Origin of the sequence: Streptomyces sp. V1I1 (genome assembly GCF_030817355.1) — a bacterium.
Lineage (GTDB): Bacteria > Actinomycetota > Actinomycetes > Streptomycetales > Streptomycetaceae > Streptomyces.
This window is the reverse complement of the sequence record NZ_JAUSZH010000001.1, coordinates 2,320,241-2,343,225: the sequence shown is the minus strand read 5'-3', so window position 1 is coordinate 2,343,225 and position 22,985 is coordinate 2,320,241. Positions and strand designations below refer to the sequence as shown.

20 protein-coding genes and 2 pseudogenes are annotated in these 22,985 nt (G+C 69.9%); 14 read left to right on the top strand and 8 right to left on the bottom strand.

Translation table 11 applies throughout. The features are described 5' to 3' along the window. Nucleotide 1 precedes the first annotated feature (1 nt). On the bottom strand, nt 2-1,345 hold the full coding sequence (locus QFZ67_RS11150) for a CdaR family transcriptional regulator (protein WP_307660926.1): 1,344 nt from the start codon (nt 1,343-1,345) through the stop codon (nt 2-4). A 177-nt stretch (nt 1,346-1,522) separates the two neighbouring features. On the opposite strand from QFZ67_RS11150, the gene QFZ67_RS11145 reads away from it, so the two are divergent. The 3 genes from QFZ67_RS11145 (at nt 1,523) to QFZ67_RS11135 (ending at nt 4,518) form a co-directional block, all read left to right on the top strand. Continuing rightward, nucleotides 1,523-2,503: a proline dehydrogenase family protein gene (locus QFZ67_RS11145; RefSeq protein ID WP_307660925.1), complete on the top strand. Its 981-nt coding sequence runs from the start codon at nt 1,523-1,525 to the stop codon at nt 2,501-2,503. A 35-nt stretch (nt 2,504-2,538) separates the two neighbouring features. Next, nucleotides 2,539-4,170: an L-glutamate gamma-semialdehyde dehydrogenase gene (pruA, locus tag QFZ67_RS11140; RefSeq protein ID WP_307660924.1), complete on the top strand. Its 1,632-nt coding sequence runs from the start codon at nt 2,539-2,541 to the stop codon at nt 4,168-4,170. A 108-nt stretch (nt 4,171-4,278) separates the two neighbouring features. Continuing rightward, nucleotides 4,279-4,518 (top strand): hypothetical protein, encoded by a 240-nt coding sequence (locus tag QFZ67_RS11135; RefSeq protein ID WP_307660923.1) that lies wholly within the window; start codon nt 4,279-4,281, stop codon nt 4,516-4,518. On the opposite strand, the gene QFZ67_RS11130 is transcribed toward QFZ67_RS11135, so the two are convergent. From QFZ67_RS11130 to QFZ67_RS11120, 3 genes are all read right to left on the bottom strand, one after another. Then, entirely contained in the window at nt 4,463-4,813 is a 351-nt protein-coding gene (locus QFZ67_RS11130; protein WP_307665803.1) for a helix-turn-helix transcriptional regulator, read from the bottom strand. The genes QFZ67_RS11135 and QFZ67_RS11130 overlap by 56 nt on opposite strands. A 98-nt stretch (nt 4,814-4,911) precedes the next feature. Further along, nucleotides 4,912-5,367: an SRPBCC family protein gene (locus tag QFZ67_RS11125; RefSeq protein WP_307660922.1), complete on the bottom strand. Its 456-nt coding sequence runs from the start codon at nt 5,365-5,367 to the stop codon at nt 4,912-4,914. Nucleotides 5,368-5,455: 88 nt separating this feature from the next. Then, nucleotides 5,456-7,354 carry a glycoside hydrolase family 97 catalytic domain-containing protein gene (locus tag QFZ67_RS11120; protein ID WP_373429983.1) on the bottom strand — a complete coding sequence of 633 codons (1,899 nt, stop codon included), beginning with the start codon at nt 7,352-7,354 and terminating at the stop codon, nt 5,456-5,458. Nucleotides 7,355-7,510: 156 nt separating this feature from the next. Between QFZ67_RS11120 and QFZ67_RS11115 the strand changes: the two genes are divergently transcribed. The 3 genes and pseudogenes from QFZ67_RS11115 (at nt 7,511) to QFZ67_RS11105 (ending at nt 8,812) form a co-directional block, all read left to right on the top strand. Then, nucleotides 7,511-8,053, top strand: a complete 543-nt coding sequence (locus QFZ67_RS11115) for a GNAT family N-acetyltransferase (protein ID WP_307660920.1) — start codon at nt 7,511-7,513, stop codon at nt 8,051-8,053. A gap of 6 nt (nt 8,054-8,059) precedes the next feature. Further along, nucleotides 8,060-8,512: pseudogene (locus QFZ67_RS11110) on the top strand (LysR substrate-binding domain-containing protein); the annotation flags it as partial. A gap of 171 nt (nt 8,513-8,683) precedes the next feature. After that, entirely contained in the window at nt 8,684-8,812 is a 129-nt protein-coding gene (locus tag QFZ67_RS11105; RefSeq protein WP_307660919.1) for a hypothetical protein, read from the top strand. A 6-nt stretch (nt 8,813-8,818) separates the two neighbouring features. Here QFZ67_RS11105 and QFZ67_RS11100 read toward each other — a convergent pair whose 3' ends face one another. Beyond that, complete coding sequence (locus QFZ67_RS11100) at nt 8,819-10,417, bottom strand: metallophosphoesterase family protein (RefSeq protein ID WP_307660918.1); 1,599 nt, start codon at nt 10,415-10,417, stop codon at nt 8,819-8,821. Nucleotides 10,418-10,557: 140 nt separating this feature from the next. On the opposite strand from QFZ67_RS11100, the gene QFZ67_RS11095 reads away from it, so the two are divergent. Together QFZ67_RS11095 and QFZ67_RS11090 are read left to right on the top strand one after the other, a co-directional pair. Then, on the top strand, nt 10,558-11,601 hold the full coding sequence (locus QFZ67_RS11095) for a 3-isopropylmalate dehydrogenase (RefSeq protein ID WP_307660917.1): 1,044 nt from the start codon (nt 10,558-10,560) through the stop codon (nt 11,599-11,601). A 237-nt stretch (nt 11,602-11,838) separates the two neighbouring features. Next, nucleotides 11,839-12,927 (top strand): branched-chain amino acid aminotransferase, encoded by a 1,089-nt coding sequence (locus tag QFZ67_RS11090; RefSeq protein ID WP_307660916.1) that lies wholly within the window; start codon nt 11,839-11,841, stop codon nt 12,925-12,927. Nucleotides 12,928-12,989: 62 nt separating this feature from the next. Here QFZ67_RS11090 and QFZ67_RS11085 read toward each other — a convergent pair whose 3' ends face one another. Then, nucleotides 12,990-14,405, bottom strand: a complete 1,416-nt coding sequence (locus tag QFZ67_RS11085) for a cytosine permease (RefSeq protein WP_307660915.1) — start codon at nt 14,403-14,405, stop codon at nt 12,990-12,992. Nucleotides 14,406-14,542: 137 nt separating this feature from the next. Between QFZ67_RS11085 and ureA the strand changes: the two genes are divergently transcribed. The 6 genes from ureA to cimA all read left to right on the top strand — a co-directional run bounded on the left by ureA (nt 14,543) and on the right by cimA (nt 22,174). Then, nucleotides 14,543-15,238, top strand: coding sequence for an urease subunit gamma (gene ureA / locus QFZ67_RS11080; RefSeq protein ID WP_307660914.1), 696 nt, complete (start codon nt 14,543-14,545; stop codon nt 15,236-15,238). After that, on the top strand, nt 15,238-16,920 hold the full coding sequence (locus QFZ67_RS11075; protein WP_307660913.1) for an urease subunit alpha: 1,683 nt from the start codon (nt 15,238-15,240) through the stop codon (nt 16,918-16,920). The genes ureA and QFZ67_RS11075 overlap by 1 nt, the downstream gene beginning before the upstream one ends. A 43-nt stretch (nt 16,921-16,963) precedes the next feature. Next, complete coding sequence (locus tag QFZ67_RS11070; protein WP_307660912.1) at nt 16,964-17,983, top strand: agmatine/peptidylarginine deiminase; 1,020 nt, start codon at nt 16,964-16,966, stop codon at nt 17,981-17,983. A gap of 124 nt (nt 17,984-18,107) precedes the next feature. Continuing rightward, complete coding sequence (locus QFZ67_RS11065) at nt 18,108-18,710, top strand: TetR/AcrR family transcriptional regulator (protein WP_307660911.1); 603 nt, start codon at nt 18,108-18,110, stop codon at nt 18,708-18,710. 80 nt (nt 18,711-18,790) lie between these two features. Then, on the top strand, nt 18,791-20,131 hold the full coding sequence (locus tag QFZ67_RS11060; protein WP_307660910.1) for an MFS transporter: 1,341 nt from the start codon (nt 18,791-18,793) through the stop codon (nt 20,129-20,131). A gap of 444 nt (nt 20,132-20,575) precedes the next feature. After that, nucleotides 20,576-22,174 carry a citramalate synthase gene (cimA, locus tag QFZ67_RS11055; RefSeq protein WP_307660909.1) on the top strand — a complete coding sequence of 533 codons (1,599 nt, stop codon included), beginning with the start codon at nt 20,576-20,578 and terminating at the stop codon, nt 22,172-22,174. 13 nt (nt 22,175-22,187) lie between these two features. Here the strand turns inward: cimA and QFZ67_RS11050 are convergent. Together QFZ67_RS11050 and QFZ67_RS11045 are read right to left on the bottom strand one after the other, a co-directional pair. Next, nucleotides 22,188-22,382 (bottom strand): annotated as a pseudogene (locus QFZ67_RS11050) (ricin-type beta-trefoil lectin domain protein); the annotation flags it as partial. 95 nt (nt 22,383-22,477) lie between these two features. Next, complete coding sequence (locus QFZ67_RS11045; protein WP_307660908.1) at nt 22,478-22,810, bottom strand: hypothetical protein; 333 nt, start codon at nt 22,808-22,810, stop codon at nt 22,478-22,480. Nucleotides 22,811-22,985 lie beyond the last annotated feature (175 nt).

Sequence of the window (22,985 nt, the reverse complement as noted above, 5' to 3'; positions counted from 1 at the left end):
GCTACAGCCGCGCCGCCTTCAGGGTCATGTGCAGCAGCAGCCGGTCCTCGCCCTCCGTCAGGTCAAGTCCGGTGAGCTGCTCGACGCGGGAGAGCCGGTAGTAGAGCGTCTGCCGGTGGATGCCGAGGGCCGCCGCCGCGCGGCCCGCCTGGCCCGCGTTGTCGAGGAACACCTCGGCGGTGCGCGCCAGTTCGGTGTGCGAGCGGTCGAGCAGTTCGCGTACGGCGGGGTCGTGCGCGGTGTCCGCGGGCAGCGCGGTCAGCATGCGGTACGGGCCGATCGCCGCCCACTCCGCGACGGGCCCGAGCCGAGGCTGCGCCCGGGCGGCGCGGGCCGCGGAAGTCGCCTCCAGCCAGGCGGTGTTGAGGTCGGCGAGACCGCGGCGCGGGGCGGCGACTCCGGCGGTTGCCGCGTCTCCGCCCGCCATCGCGCGGAGCCGGTCCGCGGCGGTGACGGCGGGCGCGAGGGCGTCGGCCGAGCGGAGCCGTACGAGTACGGCGAGGGCGTGGCCGGTGTCGCGGGGGTCGTCGGAGCCGTCGTTGCCGCCGCTCCCGGGGCTTGTGGCTCCGCCCACGCCGCCGCCCGGTGTTCCGGTTCGGCCGCTTGTGCCGCTCCCGGGAGCCCCGGCTCCGCCGGTGTCCGCGTCAGGGCTCACCGCCCGGCTGTCCGCGCTCCCGCCGGCGCCGAGCTGCCCGGCCCGGGCACCGCCGCCCGCTCCCCACGACACCGTGCACAGCGCCGCCGCCCCGAGCAGGGAGCGGGACGACGGGGCGTCCGGCGTTGTCCAGGGGGTCACGCACACCACCGCGTGCAGGCCGTCCGCGGACCCGCCGCCCAGAGCCGTGCGCAGTGCCGACACCGCCATGTCGTACTGCCAGCCGCGCTCCGCCGTCAGCACCGCGCGGAACTCCCGGGACAGATCCGCGCCCGCCCGCTCCTCGTCCGCGAGTAGCGTGCCGATCCTCGCCGTGACCTCCATCGCCGCCGCCAGCTGCGCCTCGGTCGGGCCCGGGGACGCGTCGAGCAGCCATACGTAACCCAGCACGATGCCCCGGTGGCGTACGGGAAGACAGATCCGGTCCCGGAAGACCCCCGCGTCAGGGGCGGCGGGGATCCGGACCGGGCCCGTCGCGCGTGCGATGCCGAAGCCCTCGAACCAGGCGCGCACCGCCGGTGTGGACTTGCGGGTCAGGATCGAGCGGGTCCTGACCGGGTCCATCGCGGTGTCGTCGTCGCTGTCGTGCGCGCCGAAGGCGATCAGCCCGAAGTCGCGGTTCTCCAGCGTCGCGGGTTCGGCCAGCAGCGCCGAGATCTCGTCGACCAGGTCTTGGTAATCGCCCTTCATCCGGACATTCTCGCACCCCCTTCAGACATATGTCTGAGATCCGGGCCACGGATGCGTGACAGCTGTCGATGGCACAGGATCGGAGCGATCCTTAGGTTTCACGGTGGTTCTTCGTGCCGTTCCCGATTCGTTCGGTACCGGCCTCCTTCTGCCCCTGTTTCCGTGGAGGTGCCGCCCGTGCTGGGTCCCGTGATCCTCGCCGCGTCCCGCAGCGACAAGATGCGCCGCTTCGTCTCGGCAGCCCCGGGGACCAAGCAGGTCGTCGCCCGGTTCATCGCCGGTGAAACGGTTGAGCAGGTCATTCCGATCGTGAAGGAGACCGTCGCCAAGGGCCTCGAGGTCACCCTGGACGTCGTGGGCGAGGACATCACCACGCGTGATCAGGCCTACGCCGCCCGCGACGCCTACATGGAACTGATCGAGTACCTCGAAGACCTCGGCCTGGGCGCGAAGGCCGAAATGTCGGTCAAGCTGTCGATGTTCGGCCAGTGCCTGGAAACCGAGGGGGGCGAGCCCGCAGGGCTCTCGGCCAAGGGTGGTGGCGGGCGACGGGCGGGACACGAGCTGGCGCTCGCCAACATCCGCCCTGTCGTCGAGGCCGCCGCCTCCATCGGCACCACGGTCACGCTGGACGCGGAGGACCACACCACCCTCGACTCGATGTTCGCCATCCACGAGGAGCTGCGGAAGGACTACCCGCAGACCGGCTGCGTGATCCAGGCGTATCTGTTCCGCACCGAGGACGACGCCCGCCGCCTCGCCGCGGCCGGAAGCCGCGTCCGCATCGTCAAGGGCGCCTACAAGGAGCCCGCGACCGTCGCGTACCAGGACAAGGCCGAGATCGACAAGGCGTACGTCCGCATCCTGAAAATCCTGATGGAGGGTGACGGCTACCCGATGATCGGGTCCCACGATCCGCGCCTCATCGCCGTCACACAGGAGCTCGCCCGCCGCGCCGGGCGCAAACTGGATGAGTACGAGTTCCAGATGCTGTACGGGATCCGCAGCGACGAGCACCTCCGGCTCGCGGCCGAGGGCCACCGGATGCGCGTCTACACGGCGTACGGCACCGACTGGTACGGCTACTTCATGCGCCGTCTCGCGGAGAAGCCGGCCAACCTGCTGTTCTTCCTGCGCTCGATGATCACCAAGGGCTGAGCCCTCCCACCCCTCACGAAGGAGTATCGGAACTCATGGACGCTGTGACCCAGGTCCCCGCCCCGGTCAACGAGCCGGTGCACAGCTACGCTCCCGGCAGCCCCGAGCGCGCCCGCCTGGAGGCCAAGCTCAAGGAACTGTCCGAGAACCCGATCGAGCTGCCGATGACGATCGGCGGCGTGAAGCGGATGGGCGGCGGCGAGCGCTTCGACGTCGTACAGCCGCACAACCACAAGGCCGTCATCGGCACCTTCGGCGGCGCCACGCAGCAGGACGCCCAGGACGCGGTCGACGCCGCGCTGGCCGCCGCGCCCGCGTGGCGCGCGATGTCCTTCGACGACCGCGCCGCGATCATCCTGCGCGCGGCCGAGCTGCTGGCAGGACCGTGGCGCGAGACGCTCGCCGCCTCGACCATGCTGGGCCAGTCGAAGACCGTGCAGCAGGCCGAGATCGACACCCCCTGCGAGCTTGTCGACTTCTGGCGCTTCAACGTCAAGTACGCGCGTGACCTGCTCGCCGAGCAGCCGCCGGCCAACTCGCCGGGCGTGTGGAACCGTCTGGACCACCGCCCGCTCGAGGGCTTCGTCTACGCGATCACGCCGTTCAACTTCACCGCGATCGCGGGCAACCTGCCCACCGCCCCCGCCCTGATGGGCAATGTGGTGGTCTGGAAGCCGTCCCCGACCCAGACCCACGCGGCCGTTCTGCTGATGCAGCTGCTGGAGGAGGCGGGCCTGCCCAAGGGCGTCATCAACCTGGTGACGGGCGACGGCATCGCCGTCTCCGAGGTGGCCCTGAACCACCCTGAGCTGGCAGGCATCCACTTCACCGGCTCGACCAAGACCTTCCAGCACCTGTGGAAGACGGTCGGCAACAACATCGAGAAGTACCGCTCCTACCCGCGCATCGTCGGTGAGTCGGGCGGCAAGGACTTCGTCGTCGCCCACCCGAGCGCCGACCGTGCCGTGCTGAAGACCGCGCTGACCCGCGGCTCCTTCGAATTCCAGGGTCAGAAGTGCTCGGCGTCCTCGCGTGCGTACGTCCCCGCCTCGATCTGGAACTCCGGCTTCAAGGAGGAGTTCGCGGCCGAGGTCGACGGCATCAAGATGGGTGACGTCGCAGACCTGACGAACTTCATCGGCGCCGTGATCGACGAGCGTGCCTTCGCCAAGAACAAGGCCGCGATCGACCGTGCGAAGGAAGACCCGACCTGCACGATCGTCGCGGGCGGAACGTACGACGACTCGGTCGGCTACTTCGTCCGCCCGACGGTCGTCGAGTGCTCGGACCCGGGCAACGAGGTCTTCACGACCGAGTACTTCGGCCCGTTCCTCGCCGTGCATGTGTACGAGGACGACGAGTACGACGCGATGCTGGAGCAGATGGAGTCGGTGTCCGCGTACGCACTGACCGGTGCGGTCATCGCGAACGACCGAGCCGCGGCGGCGTACACGATGGAGAAGCTGCGGTACGCCGCGGGCAACTTCTACATCAACGACAAGTCGACCGGCGCCGTTGTCGGCCAGCAGCCCTTCGGCGGCGGCCGCGCGTCCGGCACGAACGACAAGGCGGGCGCCCCGCAGAACCTGATGCGCTGGACGCTGACCCGCGCGATCAAGGAGACGCTGGTCCCGCCGACGGACTACTCGTACCCGCACATGGGCTGACCTTCAGCTCCCTTGACCCCGCCCCCGTCCCGGCCCCCACGCCGGACGGGGGCGGTCCACGTTCGGCGGGTTTACGCTGCTTCAAGGGGGCGCCGGAAGGAGGGCGTGATGCCTGGTTCCACGACGCTGGGTGGCGGCCACGGGGTCGACTCGATCGAGCACACCGATGCCGTGCGACTGGCTTCCGTGCTACGGGAGATGAGCGGGCTGCTGGCGGTGGACGGGCCGAACCGGCTCACGGATGCGCAGGTCAGCGCCTTGTGCGGCGGACAGGTGCATCACCGCCAGGAGTTCAGCGAGTGGATCGCCCGGGTTGCCCGGGACCTGAGCCAGAAGGTCTCGGCGTAGCCGGGTCCGCCTCGGCGAGGCGCTTGATCGCCGAGAGCCGGTTGTCCCACTCGGAGGCGACACGGTCCATCCAGCGGGCGGTGACGCCCAGCCGCGCGGGCAGGACGGTGTACCGCGCCTCGCGGCCCTGCCGATGGCCGGCCACCAGGCCGGCCCGGGTCAGGACCGCGAGGTGCTTGACGATCGCCTGCCGGCTGACCGGCAGCTCCGTCGCCAGGACTGTCGCCGTCGCCTCGCCGTGCGCGGCGATGGCGTCGAGTATCCGGCGACGGGTCGGGTCTGCCAGCGCGGACAGGACCTCTGTGACGGCGTCCTGGTCCGTACTCCGGTCCGCGTCCTGCTCCGCGCCCCGGTCGGGGTCGCGGCTGTCCGAGTCCCGGCCTGCGTCCTTCGTCATGCCGCGAGCCGCTCCGCGTACTGCTTGATGTTCTCGGCCTGTTCGGTCCAGCCGCGCGAGTGGCTCTCGTACCCAGCCGTGTCGACCCTGTCCGCGGGGATGTCGAGGCCGGCGAAGCCGGTCTCGACAACGCGCAGATGGGTGCCGTCGCCGTCCGGGGTGAGAGTGAACTCCACCAGGGTGGAGTTGCCCTCGGCGGCCTGCTCACCGGGGAAGGCGCTCGCCCAGCGGTACGAGAAGTGGTTCGGCGGGTCCACCTTCACGATCGTCGTCGGGAACTGTCCGTACTTCCCGTGGTCGAAGAGCATCGTGCCGCCCGGGCGCAGGTCGACCGGGGTCGGCTTGCCCTGTCCGAACCACGATCCGACGTGCTCCGGCTCCGTGAGCACCGCCCAAACGCGCTCGACGGGCGCGGCGATGGTGATCTCTCGTTCGATCCGGTCCTCGCTCATGATCTTCAGCTTTCTGCTCGGCTATGACGTGCTGCCCAATGGTTGCACGTCATAGCCGGGAAGTGCAACCCATCGGTTGCGCATTCCTCTAGCGGTCGCAGGCTGTACGGCCCGGATGCCAGGGACAGGCTGTCGCCGCGAAGCCGCCGTCCGTCACCACGCCGATCTCCAGCGTCGCGCCGCCGCGGGCCACCTTCGCCGTCCGGACCAGGCCCGCCGGACCGTCCGTGACCGTCTCGACCAGCCAGCTGCCCCGGCCGATCCGCAGCGGTACGGCGGCGGTGCGGGCCGCGCCCGCGTACGTACCGCCGATGAACCAGCGCGCACCGGCGCGCCGCGCCACCACCGCGCCGCTGCCCGGCTCGCCCGCGAGCAGCCGGGTCTCGTCCCACGCCGCCGGGAGCTGCTCAAGGAAGCGGCGCGCCTCCGGGCGGGCGTCGTACGACTCGGGCGTGCCCGCGAGGTTCTGGATGCCGGACTCGTACAGCACCGACAGGCCCAACTCGCCCGCGTCGGAGGCGGCGTTGGGGCGGGTCGGGCGGTGGAAGGCGCCGGGCGTGAAGTCCATCGAGCCGATGACGTTCCTGGTGAAGGGGAGGATCGTGAGGTGCTCGGCGGTGTTGACGCGCTTCTCCTCGCCGTTGACGCCCTCCAACGTCATCACGTGCGGCCAGGTGCGCTGGATGCCCTTGGGGATCGTGGAGCCGTGGAAGTTGACGAGCAGATGGTGCTCGGCGGTGGCGGGGAGGATCGCGTCGTACCAGCGCAGCCGGTCCTGTGCCTCCGAGTCCATGAAGTCGATCTTCACGCCCTTGACGCCCCACTTCTCCAGCGTGGGCAGCCACTGCTCGCGCTCCTCGGCGGTGTCGAGGTCGCGGTGGTGGATCCAGACCTGGATGTCGACGTCCTTCGCGCGTGCGTAGCGCACCAGCTCCGGAATCCAGCTGTTCTGCTGCCAGTTGGGGTCGGTGACGTCCCACTGCGCCGGGTCGAAGTACCAGCCGGCATCGACGACGGTGTACGGCCAGCCGCGCTCGGCCGCGTAGTCCACGTACCCCTTCTGCATGCTCAGGCTCTGCCCGGCGGGGCGGCCGCCGGCCAGCCAGGTCCACAGGGCGGGTCCCGGCTCGATCCAGGAGGTGTCGCGGACGCGGGAGGCGGGCGCGAGGTCGTCGGTGAAGGTGGACTCGGTGACGGCCGCGAGGCTGCCGGTGACCACCGCGCGCCAGGGGGTGCTGAGACGGCCGCCGGTGACCTGGACCTGCTCGTCCCAGAGCCGCACGCCGTAGGTGGGGGAGTTGGCCGCATGAGTGAGGCGGGCGGCCGAGTAGGAGCCGGTGAGGTCGGACTCGGCGATCAGCGCATAGCCGCCGGGCGTCCTGAAGAGCGCCTGCATCATGTACTCGTCGGCGGGCGCGGAGGTGGCGGCGTGGTGGGCGAAGAGGTTCTCGTTGTCCCGCCGGTACTTCCCGAGCCAGGCGTCGGCGCCGTCGGGCAGCGTGAAGGCGGACGCCTCGCCGAGGACGTTCCCGGTGTCACCGGTGTCGGGAAGGCTGTAGCGGTAGGCGACGCCGTCCCGGGAGGCCCGGACGGCCAGCTCGAGCCGCACGCCGCCGGCGGTACGGAACCGGAAGAGGGCCTCGCGCATCTGGACGTGGCGGGTGCGGTCCTTGCCCGCGGCTGTCCGGTAGTACTCGGAGACCGTGCGGTCGCTGCGCCCTAGGTACGTCAACCTGCTGGAAAGATCGGCTCTTTCGGTACGGATACCGAGGGGAGACGGCTCGATGACGGTCTTGCCGTCACGCTCTACGGCGAGGGTGAGCGTCCCTGTGCCGGGTGCGAGGGCGATCCTGGCGGTCGGTCCGTCGTGATTGCGCACGGTCCAGGTGGGGCTCTTGGCCTGGGCCGGGGTGGATACGAGCAGCGCGGCGGCGAGCGCGCCGCAGAGTACGAGGGCGAGGGTGCGGATCCGGTGCGGCAATGCCACGAGTGCCTCCTGGAGCGTCGTCCGATGCGCAGTCATCCGATGACTGGGAGGATGGGTGCGAGTTGAGTGACCGTCAAGGCTTCTGACGCCCTGGACATCGGATCAATCGCAGGCTCGTGTCGAGCTGATGGGGGCGGCGGTGCCAGAGTGGGGCGTATGACCCAGCCGCTGCGCGCCGCACACACCTACCAGCTCTCCCCGGCCGAACTGGCCGAGATCCGCGCCCTGATGGACGACGCCTTCGAGGGCGACTTCAGTGACGAGGACTGGGACCACTCGCTCGGCGGCCTCCACGCGCTGGTACGCGACGACAAGGGCGTCGCCGCGCACGGCAGCGTGATCATGCGCCGCGTGCTGCACGGAGGCCGCTCGTACCGCATCGGCTACATCGAGGCGATGGCCGTACGTCCCGACCGCCTCAGGCAAGGACTCGGCAGCCGGGTGATGGCCGAGCTGGAACGGGTCGTCGACGGCGCGTACGAGTTCGGCGCGCTGTCCGCCTCCGACGACGGCGCCCAGTTGTACCGGGCGCGCGGCTGGCAGCTGTGGCAGGGCCGGGTCGAGGCACTCGGCCCGGACGGGGTGGTGCACCTCCCGGACGAGGAGGACTCCACATATCTGCGCCCCGCCGCGGGCCGTCCACTGCCGCAGCCCCCCGCCGCGCTGCTCTTCGACTGGCGAGACGGGGACCTGTTGTAGCCGTAGCGCTTCGACCTGGGCATCGCGACGTTCGGGACGACCTCGCCCGTAGAGGAGCTGGTCGGGGGAGTGCTGGTGGAGGAGGGGTACGCCCTGGTCCACCCGGCCGGGCATCCGGCGCCGCGCTCGCTGCCGCTGGTCGACTGGGCCGAGAACTGCACCTCGTACACCCGCGCATGGTGGGCGCAGCAGGAGTGGCTCCCGAAGGCGACGGTCGAGGCGGAGGACGACGGAGCAGTGCTCTCGATGGTGAGCAGTGGTTTCGGGATGGCGGTCATGCCGGAGCTCTCCCTGACCGGAGTACCGGCCACCATCGAGATCACCGATCTCGGACCGGAGCGCCCGACCCGCTCGGTCGGCTATGTCACCACCCCTGAGCAGGCCCGCACCGTCGCTGTCCGTGCGCTGATCCGAGAGCTGCGCACTCTCGCCGTCTCAGATAGTAGGAAGTCCGAGTAATTGTGGAGACAGAAGCGCGTACCTGTCCTAGCTTTGTAGAAGCCGAACGTCTCGCTCGATCCAGCGAATGGCGGTCGTGAGCCAGTGCCCCAAGCAGGCAACCCCTGCGGCCCGGCTCCCCGCCCCTTCCGGCGCCTCGAAATCATTTCTGATCTCAAGGAGTCGATCACCATGCCCGAGACGACCGTCCGCCGCGTCCGTCACACCGCCCGTTCGAGCGAAGCCGAGCGCAAGAATGCCGCCGCCGCCCTGCAGCGAGCCCTCGACCGCAGGGACAACGGCGGCTCCACCGGCCACTGAGCCGGTTTACCGACCCGAGCGCTTCACCTCGAAGTAGTCGATGCGCTTGCCGCTCTCGGCAAGCGCGGAGACCTTCAGCTTCGGCGCCGTGCCGGACTCCGCCTCCACCGCGAGGAACGAGAAGCCGGTGTACCGCACCCGCGACCACTGCACGGTGTCCGGGTCCGGCAGCCGCAGCTTGGTCCAGTGGAAGGTCACGATGGTGTCGTGGTCGTGGACGTTGCCCTCGTAGCTGTCCTGGACCCCGGGCCCGAAGCTGTACAGCTCTTTCCCGGCGCCGCCCGCGGTGACGTACACGGTGCCGTCCCGCGTCGGGTCGGTGGACGCCCCGATCGGCACCGGCCTGCCGACCTCGCCGCCCTTGATCGCGTCCGTGCGCTCGTACACATGGTTGTGGCCGTTGATCACCAGATCGACCTGGTGCTTGGTGAACAGCGGCAGCCATGCGTCGCGCATCCCGCCGTCCGAGGCGTGGGTCGCCGTCGAGTACATGCAGTGGTGGAAGAAGACCACCACGAAGTCGATCCCGGGCTGCGCCCGCAGCTCGCCAAGGCGCTTGTCGAGCCAGGCGGTCTGCTTGCCGTCCGTGTAGCCCTTGTTGGCGGGGATCTCGTACGAGACGTCATTGGCGTCCAGCGCCACGACGCCGACGTTCCCGTAGACGAACGAATAGATGCCCGGGGCGTTCTTGGCGTCCGGTCCGTTCTCGGGCAGCGACCAGCGGGCCGACTGGCCGCCGTAGCCGTTCGGCGAGTACCACGCCTCCATGTCGTGGTTGCCGGTGGTCACCATCCACGGCACCCGCGAGGCCACGCTGTCCGTCTGCGCCAGGAACTGGTCCCACACCCGCGCGTCGTAGGTGTCCGAGTCCTTGCCGTGCCCGCTGCTGTCTGCGTAGCAGATGTCGCCCGCGTGCAGATGGAACGACGGATTCTGACCGAGGATCAACTGGTCGTTGGCCAGGGCGTGATAGCTCACGCCCTGGTCGCCGAAGGCCGTGAAGACGAACTTCTCCGGCGTTGCCGGAGCCGTGCGGAACGAGCCGATCGTGGCCAGCCGCTCCGGCGATGCGGGGTCGAAGCCGTCGTGGCCGACTCCGTAGTAGTACGTGGTCCCCGGCTTCAGCCCGTCCAGGCCCACGTGCAGGTAGAACTGGTCGACGGCCGGCAGCTTCGTGGAGAGGGAGGGCGTGTGCAGATCGCGCACCTCGGCCTCGATCTTCCGGCTCAGCTCCCAGGGCTTGAGGCCGACGCGCAGATACGGCTGCTTCACCGCGAACGGCACCTGCCAGGAGATCCGCATCTGGGTCTTCGGGTCGGCGCCGAAGGCGAGATGCCGGCCGAACGGCGCGACCAGCGAGCCGTCCACCGCGGCCGTCGCCGCAGCCGTGGCGAGTCCGGGGGAGGCCGCGGTGGCGGTGGACGCGCGGCCGAGCAGCAGTCCGCCGCCGCCCGCCACACCCGCCGCGAGCCCGCCGGCCAGCGCGCCGCGGCGGGACAGCTTCGGGCGTGCGTGCTTGGCGCGCAGATACTCGTGCTGCTCCGGCATGCTCATGCGGCTGGCGAGCTGCTCGGGAATCCCGACGTGGGGGGTGTCCTCAGTCATGGCGCAGAACTTGCCAGTAACTTACAACTCCCGGCCAGACATTGAATGAATGAAAATCAAACCAGTGTTGATCGATTCATGGACGTCCAGATGGTGGACATCAAGTGTCATGGGGTGGGACGGAGAGTTAGGGTGCCGATATGTCTCGCAGCATCAATCTCGCAGTGATCCCCGGTGACGGCATCGGCCAGGAGGTCGTGGCCCAGGGCCTGAAGGTCCTCGCGGCCGTCCTCCCGCAAGATGTGAAGCTGGAGACCAAGGAGTACGACCTCGGCGCCCAGCGCTGGCACCGCACAGGAGAGACCCTCCCCGACGCGGAGCTCGACTCCCTCAAGAACCACGACGCGATCCTGCTCGGCGCGATCGGTGACCCGTCCGTGCCGTCCGGCGTGCTGGAGCGGGGGCTGCTGCTCAAGCTGCGGTTCGCCTTCGACCACTACGTCAACCTGCGTCCGTCGAAGCTCTTCCCGAACACCGCCACCCCGCTGGCCGGCCGCCCCGACATCGACTTCGTCGTCGTCCGCGAGGGCACCGAGGGGCCGTACACCGGCAACGGAGGTTCCCTGCGCACCGGTACGCCCGCCGAGGTGGCCACCGAGGTCAGCCTCAATACGGCGTACGGCGTCGAGCGCGTCGTCCGTGACGCGTACGAGCGGGCCAACTCCCGCCCCCGCAAGAAGCTGACGCTGGTCCACAAGAACAACGTCCTCGTCTACGCCGGCCACATGTGGAAGAACATCTTCGACGCGGTCGGCAAGGAGTACCCCGAGGTCACCACCGACTATCTGCACGTCGACGCCGCGACGATCTTCTTCGTCACCCAGCCGGAGCGCTTCGACGTCATTGTCACCGACAACCTTTTCGGTGACATTCTCACCGACCTCGCCGCTGCCGTGACCGGCGGCATCGGCCTGGCCGCGTCCGGCAACATCAACCCGACGGGCACCTTCCCGTCGATGTTCGAACCCGTCCACGGCTCGGCGCCCGACATCGCGGGCACCGGCAAGGCGGACCCGACGGCGACCATCCTCTCCGTCGCCCTCCTGCTGCGGCACCTCGGCTTCGAGGCCGAGGCGGCACGTATCGAGGAGGCCGTCTCCGTCGACCTCGCGGGGCGTGACGGCGCCACCTTCCGTACGACGGACGAGATCGGCGACGCGCTCGCGGTACGAGTAGCGAGCTGACCCGTCGGATCGAGTACCACCACAGCCGCCGGGTCGCATCTGCACCCGGCGGCTTCTCTTGTGCGGCCTCCGGGTGTCACCATCAACCCTGGACCGTATTCACCCCGTTTCTGGCACAGTCCAGTCCGAGCGATAATCGGACGTGGGCCGTGGCATGCGGGAAAGCTCGGACGTCCTAGCAGCAGTAGCGGCGTGAGCGCGGTCCGTCACAAACAACCGGTGAAGGACACTGCACTCATGACGACGCCCACGATCGAGCTCAAGCCCTCCTCGCACCCGCTGTCCGACGCGGAGCGCGAGGCGATCCTGGCCAACCCCGGCTTCGGCCGCCACTTCACCGATCACATGGTGACGATCAAGTGGACGAAGGGGGTCGGCTGGCACGACGCTCAGCTCGTCCCGTACGCGCCGCTGTCGATCGACCCGGCCAATATGACGCTGCACTACGCGCAGGAGATCTTCGAGGGCCTCAAGGCGTACCGTCGCCCCGACGGCTCGATCGCGACCTTCCGCCCCGAGGCCAACGCCGAGCGCTTCCAGAGGTCGGCGCGCCGCCTGGCGATGCCGGAGCTGCCGGTCGAGACCTTCATCGCGGCGTGCGACGCGCTGGTCCAGCAGGACAACGCGTGGGTCCCGGCGCACGGCGGCGAGTCCTCGCTCTATCTGCGCCCCTTCATGATCGCGACCGAGGTCGGCCTGGGCGTGCGGCCCGCCAACGAGTACCTCTTCATCGTCATCGCCTCGCCCGCGGGCGCCTACTTCCCCGGCGGCGTCAAGCCGGTCTCCATCTGGCTGTCCGAGGACCGCGTGCGCGCCGTCCCCGGCGGCATGGGCTACGCCAAGACCGGCGGCAACTACGCCGCGTCCCTGCTCGCCCAGGCCGAGGCCGCCGAGAAGGGCTGCGACCAGGTCGCCTACCTCGACGCCGTGGAGCACAAGTGGGTCGAGGAACTGGGCGGCATGAACCTGTACTTCGTGTACGGGGACAAGATCGTCACCCCGGAGCTGACCGGCTCGCTGCTCGCGGGCATCACCCGTGACTCGCTGCTGACGCTTGCCCAGGACCTGGGTTACAAGTCCGAGGAGGGCCGGATCTCCATCGAGGACTGGAAGCGCGACACCGAGAACGGCACGCTCACCGAGGTCTTCGCCTGCGGTACGGCTGCGGTCATCACCCCGGTCGGCCTGGTCAAGTCCGCGGACGGCGAATGGAAGCAGTCCGGCGGTCAGCCGGGCGAGGTCACGCTGGAGCTGCGCAAGGCGCTGCTGGACATCCAGACGGGCAAGGCGGAGGACGTCCACGGCTGGACCCACCAGCTGGGCTGACGCGTGCCGTTCAAGGGCCCGCACCTCGCCTGCCGGGGGGCGGGCCCGTTGCCGCGCAGGGGTCAGGAGACAGCCACCTCAGGCTCCGGCTCCGGCGCACGCGCGCCGCGTGCGCCCAGCGCCGCGTACGCCGCCCCGCCCACCACCCCCGACAGGACGAAGCTGCAGTCCACCCCGCCCGTCAGCGCCAGCAACGGGCCCTCGTACAGCGGGGTGGAGACCGCGCACAGGCCGAGCGTCGCGCCGATCGCCCAGCTGACCGTGGCGCGCGCGTTCCAGCCCGCGCGGAACCAGTAAATGCCGCCGTGGGCACGGCGGTTGTAGACCTGCAGGGCCTCCGCGTCGTACGCGCCGCCGCACCGGGCGTGGGCGATCATCGTGATCACCGCCCAGGGCGTGCCGATCGCCGTGAGCAGCAGGACGAACGACGTCATCGCGGACTGCGCGTCCCAGGCGAAGTGGCCGAGGAAGACGAACACCGTCGCGACGGCCGCGACGACGAGGGTGGCCCGTGTACGGGTGGCACGCGGCAGGATCGCGTCCAGGTCGAGGCCCATCGAGTAGAGCATCAGGCCCGCGTTGCCGACCGAGCCCGCGGTGGCGGCGAGCAGCAGCGGGACCAGGTACCAGGCGGGCGACGCGGCCACCAGCGGGCCCGCGTAGTCGAGCGCGGCACGGGCCGCGACAGCCGTGTACGTGCCGAAGAGCTGCGGGAGCAGCAGTCCTGCGACCAGGCCCAGACTGGTCGCCCGCAGGACCCGCCGCGGGCTGTGCCGCAGCGGCGAGATGTAGCGCGTGTAGTCGCCGAGCAGCGTGATGAACGCGATCGGGCCGCTCAGCCCCGCGGCCACCGCGGACAGCACCCAGGTCGGCCAGAAGGCCCCCAGCAGATACGAGGTGCCGGGCTGCGCGGCCGTGGTGAGGTCGGGGGCGTACGCGACCAGGCCGAGCAGCAGCAGCGCAGTCATGCCGATCGCGAGGACCTTGCTCAGCTTGAGCAGCAGCCGGTAACCGTAGACAGCGCCGACGACCGTGCACGCGGCGAGCAGCGCGTAGACCAGAGTGTGCGCGAGCCCGCCCGTCGGCAACCCGGCGAGTCGCGCCAGCGTCCCGAGCATCACGTCCCCGCCGATCCACAGGGTCAGCGTGGTGTAGCCGAGCGAGAGCAGCAGGCCGACCACGGAGCCGACGAGCCGGCCGCGTACACCGAAGGCCGCGCCGCTGGACGTCGACAGATTGGTCGCGGTGCGCAGCGACACCAGGGCGAGCGGCGCAGTGACCGCGACACCGACGATCGTGCCCGCGACGATCGAGGTGACGGCCGGCCACAGGCCGAGTCCGAAGGAGACCGGCAGCCAGCCGAAGACGATGACGCCCAGGCAGAGGTTCGATCCCAGCAGGATCGAGATGAGATCGCGCGGAGTGCTGGTGCGCTCCGCCTCCGGGATCGTGTCGACTCCGCGCTGTTCTATCGGCATGAGGCCGCCCCTGACGCTCGACTGTTCTCGACTGTTTGAGTGGCGCTCAATGTGACTCAAGCAATGCTCATCCGTCAATGCTTCCCGTGAAAAGAGACTCATGGTTAGAGTGGCGTTCAAACAGGAGGTGTGGTGACGTGCGACTGACCCCGACCGAGCGTGACCGGCTGCTGCTCTTCGGCGCCGCCGAACTGGCGCGGGCGCGCCGGGCCCGCGGCTTGCGGCTCAATGTCCCCGAGGCCACCGCGCTCATCGCGGACACCGTCTGTGAGGCGGCCCGCGACGGCAGACGGCTCGCGGAGGCGATCGAGGCGGCGCGGAGTGTGCTGGGTCCGGACGACGTCCTGCCCGGTGTCGCGGACGTGGTCACGGAGGTGCATGTAGAGGCCGTCTTCGACGACGGGTCACGGCTCGCGATCGTCTCGGAGCCCATCGGCGGCGGCCCCGGCGCGCGGCTCGGCGACCGCGCGCCCGGCGCCGTCATCCCCGCGCCGCCGCACCCCGAGCCCGACCCCACGCTGCGGCTGACCGTGCGCAACACCGCCACCGTGCCGGTCAGCGTCACGTCCCACTTCCATTTCTTCGAGGCAAACCCCCGGCTCGACTTCGACCGGGCGGCCGCGTACGGCATGCGGCTGTGCGTCCCGGCCGGCTCCTCGACGCGCTTCGACCCGGGCGGCGAGGCCGAGGTCGGCCTCGTCCCCATCGGCGGCGACCGGATCGCGATCGGCTTCGCCGGTCTGGTCGACGGCCCGCTCGACGCGCCGGGCGCGAAGGAGGAGGCCCTGCGACGCGCGGCGGCCTGCGGCTACCTGGGAGTGGAGGGCCACTGATGGACCCGTACGAGTACGCGAGCGTGCACGGACCGCGCGCCGGGGACCGGGTCGTCCTCGGCGACTCAGGCCTGGTCGTGCGCGTCGAGTCGGACTCGCAGAAGCCGGGGGACGAATTCCTCGCCGGTTTCGGCAAGACCGCGCGCGACGGGCTGCACCTCAAGGCCGCGGCCGTCCGCGAGACCTGCGACGTCGTGATCAGCAATGTGCTGGTGATCGACCCCGTTCAGGGCATCCGCAAGGTCTCCGTCGGCATCCGCGAGGGCCGCATCTCTGCGATCGGGCGCGCCGGCAACCCGGACACTCTCGACGGCGTCGACGTCGTCGTCGGCACCGGCACGTCGATCGTCTCCGGCGAGGGCCTGATCGCCACCGCCGGAGCCGTCGACACCCATGTCCATCTGCTCTCGCCGCGGATCATGGAGGCCTCGCTGGCCTCCGGCGTCACCACCGTCATCGGCCAGGAGTTCGGCCCCGTGTGGGGCGTCGGCGTCAACTCGCCGTGGGCGCTGCGCCACGCATTCAACGCCTTCGACGCCTGGCCGGTCAACATCGGCTTCCTGGCGCGTGGTTCGTCCTCCGACGACGCTCCGCTGGTCGAGGCGCTCGCCGAAGGCGGCGCGTCCGGCTTCAAGGTCCACGAGGACATGGGCGCGCATACGCGTGCGCTGGACACGGCCCTGCGGGTCGCCGAGGAGTACGACGTCCAGGTCGCCCTGCACAGCGACGGGCTGAACGAGTGCCTGTCGGTCGAGGACACCCTTCGCGTGCTCGACGGCCGTACGATCCACGCCTTCCACATCGAGGGCTGCGGCGGCGGACACGTACCGAACGTGCTCAAGATGGCGGGCGTCCCGAATGTCATCGGCTCCTCCACCAACCCGACCCTCCCCTTCGGCAGGGACGCGGTCGCCGAGCACTACGGGATGATCGTCTCCGTACACGACCTCAAGACCGACCTGCCGGGCGACGCCGCGATGGCCCGCGACCGGATCAGGGCCGGGACGATGGGCGCGGAGGACGTGCTCCACGACCTCGGCGCGATCGGGATCACCTCGTCGGACGCGCAGGGGATGGGGCGCGCGGGCGAGACCGTGCGCCGCACCTTCGCGATGGCCGGGAAGATGAAGGCCGAGCTGGGCCCGATGGAGGGCGACGGCGCGTATGACGACAACACGCGCGTGCTGCGGTACATGGCGAAGCTGACGATCAACCCCGCGATCGCGCACGGGCTCGCGCACGAGATCGGTTCGATCGAGGTGGGCAAGCTGGCCGACATCGTGCTGTGGAAGCCGCAGTACTTCGGGGCGAAGCCGCAGCTCGTACTGAAGTCGGGCTTCCCGGCGTACGGAGTGACGGGCGACCCGAACGCCGCGACCGACACCTGCGAACCGCTGGTCCTGGGGCCGCAGTTCGGGGCGTACGGAGCAACGGCGGCGGACATCTCGGTCGCTTTTGTGGCCAAGGCCGCGACCGAACTGGGCTCCGACCTGATGCCGACGCGCCGCCGCCGGGTCGCCGTGCGCGGCACGCGCGGCATCGGCCCGGCGGATCTGCGGCTCAACTCGCGGATCGGTGATGTGGGGGTGGACGGCCGCACCGGTCTGGTCACCCTCGACGGCGATGCGCTGCGCTCCGAACCCGCGGACTCGATCTCCCTCAACCGCCTCTATTTCCTGTAATCGACTATTTTCCTGTAATCGACACAGCCTCTAGGAATCACTCATGACCTTCCGTATGCCGCCCGAGTGGGCCCCGCACGAGCGCACCTGGATGGCCTGGCCCGGCCCCAACATCACCTTCTCCGGCGACGACCTCGCCGAGTCCCGCCGGGCGTGGGCCTCCGTCGCCCATGCGGTACGCCGCTTCGAGCCGGTGACCATGGTCGTGGGCACGGGCCAGGCGGAGGAGGCCCGCGCGCTCCTCGGCCCCGACATCGACCTGGTCGAGCGCGAGCTGGACGACGCGTGGATGCGCGACATCGGCCCGACGTTCGTCACCGACGGCAGCCGACTGGCCGCCGTGGACTGGGTGTTCAACGGCTGGGGCGCCCAGGAGTGGGCCACCTGGGAGCACGACGCGAAGATCGCCCGCCAGGTCGCGGACCTCGCCGGCGTGCCGGTCCACAGCTCGCCCCTGGTCAACGAGGGCGGCGGCATCCACGTCGACGGCGAGGGGACGGTGCTGCTCACCGAGACGGTGCAGCTCGGCCCCGAGCGCAACCCCGGCTGGACGAAAGCCGAGGTCGAGGCGGAGGTCCACGCCAAGCTCGGCACGACGAAGGCGATCTGGCTTCGGCGCGGCCTGACGGCCGACTACCCGCCCCACGGCTTCGGCACCCTGGGTCATGTCGACATCGTGGCGGCCTTCGCCGGTCCGGGCGTCATAGTCGCCCACACCCAGCCCGACCCGGCCCACCCCGACCATGAGCTCTGCAAAGAGAACGTGGCGCTGCTGGGGACCCAGAAGGACGCCCGAGGCCGCCGTATCGAGGTCGTCGAGGTCCCGGCACCGACGGTGGTGCGCGACGAGGACGGGGAGTGGGCCGACTACTCGTACATCAACCACTACGTCTGCAACGGCGGCGTGGTGCTGTGCGCCTTCGACGACCCGCGCGACGAGATCGCGGCCGGCATCTTCCGCCGTCTCTACCCCGGCCGCACGGTCACGCTGGTCGACGCCCGGACGATCTTCGCCGGGGGAGGGGGCATCCACTGCATCACGCAGCAGCAGCCGAGGGTATGAAGACGGTTCGGTGCGGCCGCGGGCGGTACGGCATTCTGCTGCCGGACCGTATGGCCGAGTACGGCTGCGCGATCAGGTAGAACGTACGAGTGAACGTACTGCTCCGTGATCCGGAGGCTGCCGTATGACTCCCGCCCCGCGCCGCCGCAACACCGCGCCGCCCCGCGAGGAGCTGCTCGCCGCCGCCATGGCCACCATCGCCGAGCGAGGGCTCGACGGGCTGACCATGGCCGGGCTCGGGCGGGAGGTCGGGATGAGCAGTGGGCATCTCCTCTACTACTTCCGCACCAAGGACGAGCTCCTGCTCCAGACCCTCGAATGGAGCGAAGGCCGCCTCGGTGCCGAGCGCAGCGCCCTGCTTTCCCAGCAGGCGCCCGTCGCCGAGCGGCTCGGCGCGTACGTCGACCTGTACGTCCCCGACGGACCCCGCGACCCGCACTGGACCCTCTGGCTGGAGGTCTGGAACCGCTCGCAGAACGCAGACGCCGACGCCCGCGCCCGCCAGGCCGCGATCGAAGGCGCCTGGCACCGCGACCTGGTCGCGCTGCTCGCCGAGGGCATCTCCCGCGGCGAGTTCCGCTCCGTCGACCCCGACCGCTTCGCCGCCCGGCTGCGCGCGCTCCTCGACGGGTTCAGCGTCCATGTGGCGGTCGGGATACCCGGCACCGGACGGCCCCAAGTCCTCGGCCACGTACGGGAGTTCCTCGACGACACGCTGCTTCCGTGAACGCAACGAACGCAAGTACTCCCGATCGTTGCGCCCCGCTCCCTTGATCGCCTTCTGCCCCTCCGGCACGGTGGCCCCTCATGGGACGAGAGCACTGGAAAAAGATCTGGGTCGGCTCGGCCGGCAACATGGTCGAGTGGTTCGACTGGTTCGTGTACGCAACCTTCGCGGTGTACTTCGCGGACTCGTTCTTCCCCAAGGGAAATGAGACCGCGAACCTCATGAACACCATGGGGATCTTCGCGGTCGGCTTCTTCATGCGGCCGGTCGGCGGCTGGCTGCTCGGCCGGATCGGCGACCGCAAGGGCCGCAAGGCCGCGCTGACCATGACCGTCACCCTCATGTCGGCGTCCGCGATCCTCATCGCGATCGCGCCGACCTACGAGGTGGCGGGCTACGGCGGCGTCGCCGTCCTGCTGGTCGCCCGGCTGCTCCAGGGCCTGTCGGTCGGCGGCGAGTACGCCGCCAGCGCCACGTATCTCACCGAGGCGTCCGCACCCTCGAAGCGTGGCTTCGCCTCCAGCTTCCAGTACGTGTCGATGACCGCAGGCCAGCTCGTCGGCCTCGGCCTGCAGATCATCCTGCAGCGCAACATGTCCGAGGCGGCGCTGCACAGCTGGGGCTGGCGCATCCCCTTCGTCATCGGCGCGCTGGGCGCGGCCATCGTCTTCTATCTGCGCCGGAACATGCTCGAGACCGAGGTGTACGAGGACTCGGGTGCCGCGCGGGACGAGGACCGCGGCACGCTGAAGGCGCTGTGGGCGCACAAGCGCGAGGCGTTCCTGGTGATCGCCCTGACCATGGGCGGGACCGTCGCGTACTACACGTACACGACCTACCTCACCAAGTTCCTCTCCAAGAGCGCGGGCATGGAGAAGTCGACGGCCTCGCTGGTCAGCTTCTGCGCGCTGTTCGTCTTCATGTGCCTGCAGCCGCTGGCGGGCGCGCTCTCCGACCGGATCGGCCGCCGCCCGCTGCTGATCAGCTTCGCGGTCGGCTCGACCTTCCTGACCGTGCCGATCATGACGATGCTCAAACACGCGGGGTCCTTCTGGCCGGCCTTCGGTCTGGCGCTCCTCGCGCTGGTCGTCGTCACCGGCTACACGTCGATCAACGCGTGCGTGAAGGCGGAGCTGTTCCCGACGGGTATCCGGGCGCTGGGTGTGGCGTTTCCTTACGCGATCGCGAACGCGTTGTTCGGAGGCACGGCGGAGTATGTCGCGCTCTGGTTCAAGGACGCGGGCGTGGAGTCGGGCTACTACTGGTACGTGGCGGGGTGCGCGGCGGTGTCGCTGGTGGTGTACGTGACGATGCGCGAGACGCGCGACATCGACCTGAACCGGGTGAGTGCCCCCACCCCGCCCCTTCCCGTAACCGGGGCTCCGCCCCGGACCCCGGTCCTCAATCGCCGGACGGGCTGAAAACACTCGCCCGACGGGCTTGATTTCCGCCGGGGAAGGCTGGCGATTCGGCCCGCCGGAGGGGCTGAATTTCAGCCCCGCCGGCGTTTGAGGCGCGGGGGTCCGGGGCGGAGCCCCCAGGTACGGCCGGGCGCGGAGCCCCCAGGTCACCGGGCGCCCGCATCGTGAGACCCCCGCCCGCCCGCCGCAGGCATATGGCAGACTGCGACCGTGCTTACGTTCGCCACGATTATGGGCAGCAGGCGCGCCGGTCCGCAGTGATCGCCTCGTACCACCACATACGACGCGACCACCGTGCCTCAGACCCGCGCGCAGACCTCTCGCACCCGCGAGAGGTTTTTTCGTTTTACGGCCTCACCCCGGCCACGAACGAGTCGCGCGAAGATGGGGGCAAGTGGAGCCAGCATTTCCGGAGCCACGAATCCGACAGGAGTCAATTCAGCCATGACCACGGAGACCGACGACAGCTTTCATGTCTTCGACACGACGCTGCGCGACGGAGCCCAGCGCGAGGGCATCAACCTCACCGTCGCGGACAAGCTGACCATCGCCCGGCACCTGGACGACTTCGGCGTGGGGTTCATCGAGGGCGGCTGGCCCGGCGCCAATCCGCGGGACACGGAGTTCTTCTCCCGTGCCCAGCAGGAGATCACCTTCAAGCACGCCCAGCTCGTCGCCTTCGGCGCCACCCGCCGCCCTGGTGCCAAGGCCGCCGAAGACCCCCAGGTCAGAGCCCTCCTCGAATCGGGCGCCCCGGTGATCACGCTGGTCGCCAAATCGCACGACCGGCATGTGGAGCTGGCCCTGCGGACCACGCTCGACGAGAACCTGGAGATGGTCCGCGACACCGTCTCCTACCTGCGCGAACAGGGCCGCCGGGTGTTCGTGGACTGCGAGCACTTCTTCGACGGCTACCGCGCCAATCCGGAGTACGCCAAGTCCGTCGTGCGCACGGCGGCCGGCGCCGGCGCCGACGTCGTCGTGCTGTGCGACACCAACGGCGGGATGCTGCCCGCCCAGATCCAGGCCGTCGTCGCCACCGTCCTCGCCGACACCGGCGCGCGCCTGGGCATCCACGCCCAGGACGACACGGGCTGCGCCGTCGCCAACACCCTGGCCGCGGTCGACGCGGGCGCCACCCACGTCCAGTGCACCGCCAATGGCTACGGCGAGCGCGTCGGCAACGCCAACCTCTTCCCGGTCGTGGCCGCCCTGGAGCTCAAGTACGCCAAGAAGGTGCTCCCCGAGGGCGCGCTGGCCGACATGACCCGGATCTCGCACGCGATCGCCGAGGTCGTCAACCTGACGCCCTCCACCCACCAGCCCTACGTGGGTGTATCCGCCTTCGCCCACAAGGCCGGACTGCACGCCTCCGCCATCAAGGTCGACCCCGATCTGTACCAGCACATCGACCCCGAGCAGGTCGGCAACACCATGCGGATGCTCGTCTCCGACATGGCGGGCCGCGCCTCCATCGAGCTCAAGGGCAAGGAGCTCGGCATCGACCTCGGCGGCGACCGCGAGCTCGTCGGGCGGGTCGTCGAGCGGGTCAAGGAGCGCGAGCTCAAGGGCTACACGTACGAGGCCGCCGACGCCTCCTTCGAGCTGCTGCTGCGTGCCGAGGCCGAGGGTCGGCCCCGCCGTTACTTCCGTACGGAGTCCTGGCGGGCGATCGTCGAGGACCGCCCCGACGGCACCCACGCCAACGAAGCCACCGTGAAGCTGTGGGCCAAGGGCGAGCGCATCGTCGCCACCGCCGAGGGCAACGGCCCGGTCAACGCGCTCGACCGGGCGATGCGGGTCGGCCTGGAGAAGATCTACCCGCAGCTCGCCAAGCTGGAGCTGATCGACTACAAGGTCCGCATCCTCGAAGGCCGCCACGGCACCGAGTCCACCACTCGCGTGCTGATCACGACGGGCGACGGAAGCGGCGAATGGGCCACCGTCGGCGTCGCCGAAAATGTCATCGCCGCCTCCTGGCAGGCCCTGGAGGACGCTTACACCTACGGTCTGCTGCGCGCCGGCGTCGAACCGGCCGAGTAGCCGCCCACGCGGGTCAGGCCTGGAGCCGCCACTTCTGATTGGCGGCTCCGGTGCAGGACCAGATCTGTGCACGCGTGCCGTTCGCCGATGAGTTGTCCGAGACGTCCAGGCACTTGTCGGCCGGGACGTTCACCAGATCACCGGTGGACGACTCGTAGCGCCACTGCTGCGCGCCCGAGCCGTTGCACCCGTACAGCTGCACCTTCGCGCGTCGTGCCATGGGTTGGGCCCTCTCTGGCAGGGGGACGAGGCGTGAGTCACCTTCTCGGCCGTGAACGGCCGAGCTTGTGTGCTCGGTTGCGTTCACACCTTGTCGCGCTCCCGACTGTCCCCTACGGCAGGACGGTCACGGGTCGCATCTCCTCGCACACGGCTACGTCGGGGCGGGGACGGGCATGGTGACGAATGCCCACGCCGAGCGTGGACCACCCGCACCACGGGCTGCGCCGACAGCCCGAACGTGGCCTTGATATCGGCGTAGAGGAGTTTCTGCAGCCCGTTGCGGTCCTTCACCCCGGAGTCGAAGGCGACGGAGGAGACATATGTGGCGGCTCGGTTGCAGGCGCGCAGGGTCGCCTCCAGCGCCGCCGCCTGCTCGGGCGACGGCAGCAGCTTCACCTGCACCACCAGCTTCATGAGAGCCGACTCTAGAACCGGCCGTCACGCAAACACACGAGTCCCGTACATTCACACGCGATTCAGAGACTTCTAGAACAGGCGTTCGCCATGCCCGGCTCCACCGGGCGGCGGTGGCGGACGCTCCGCGCCCGCACAGATCGGGGATGCGGCGACGCTCCGCGTCGCAGGGGCG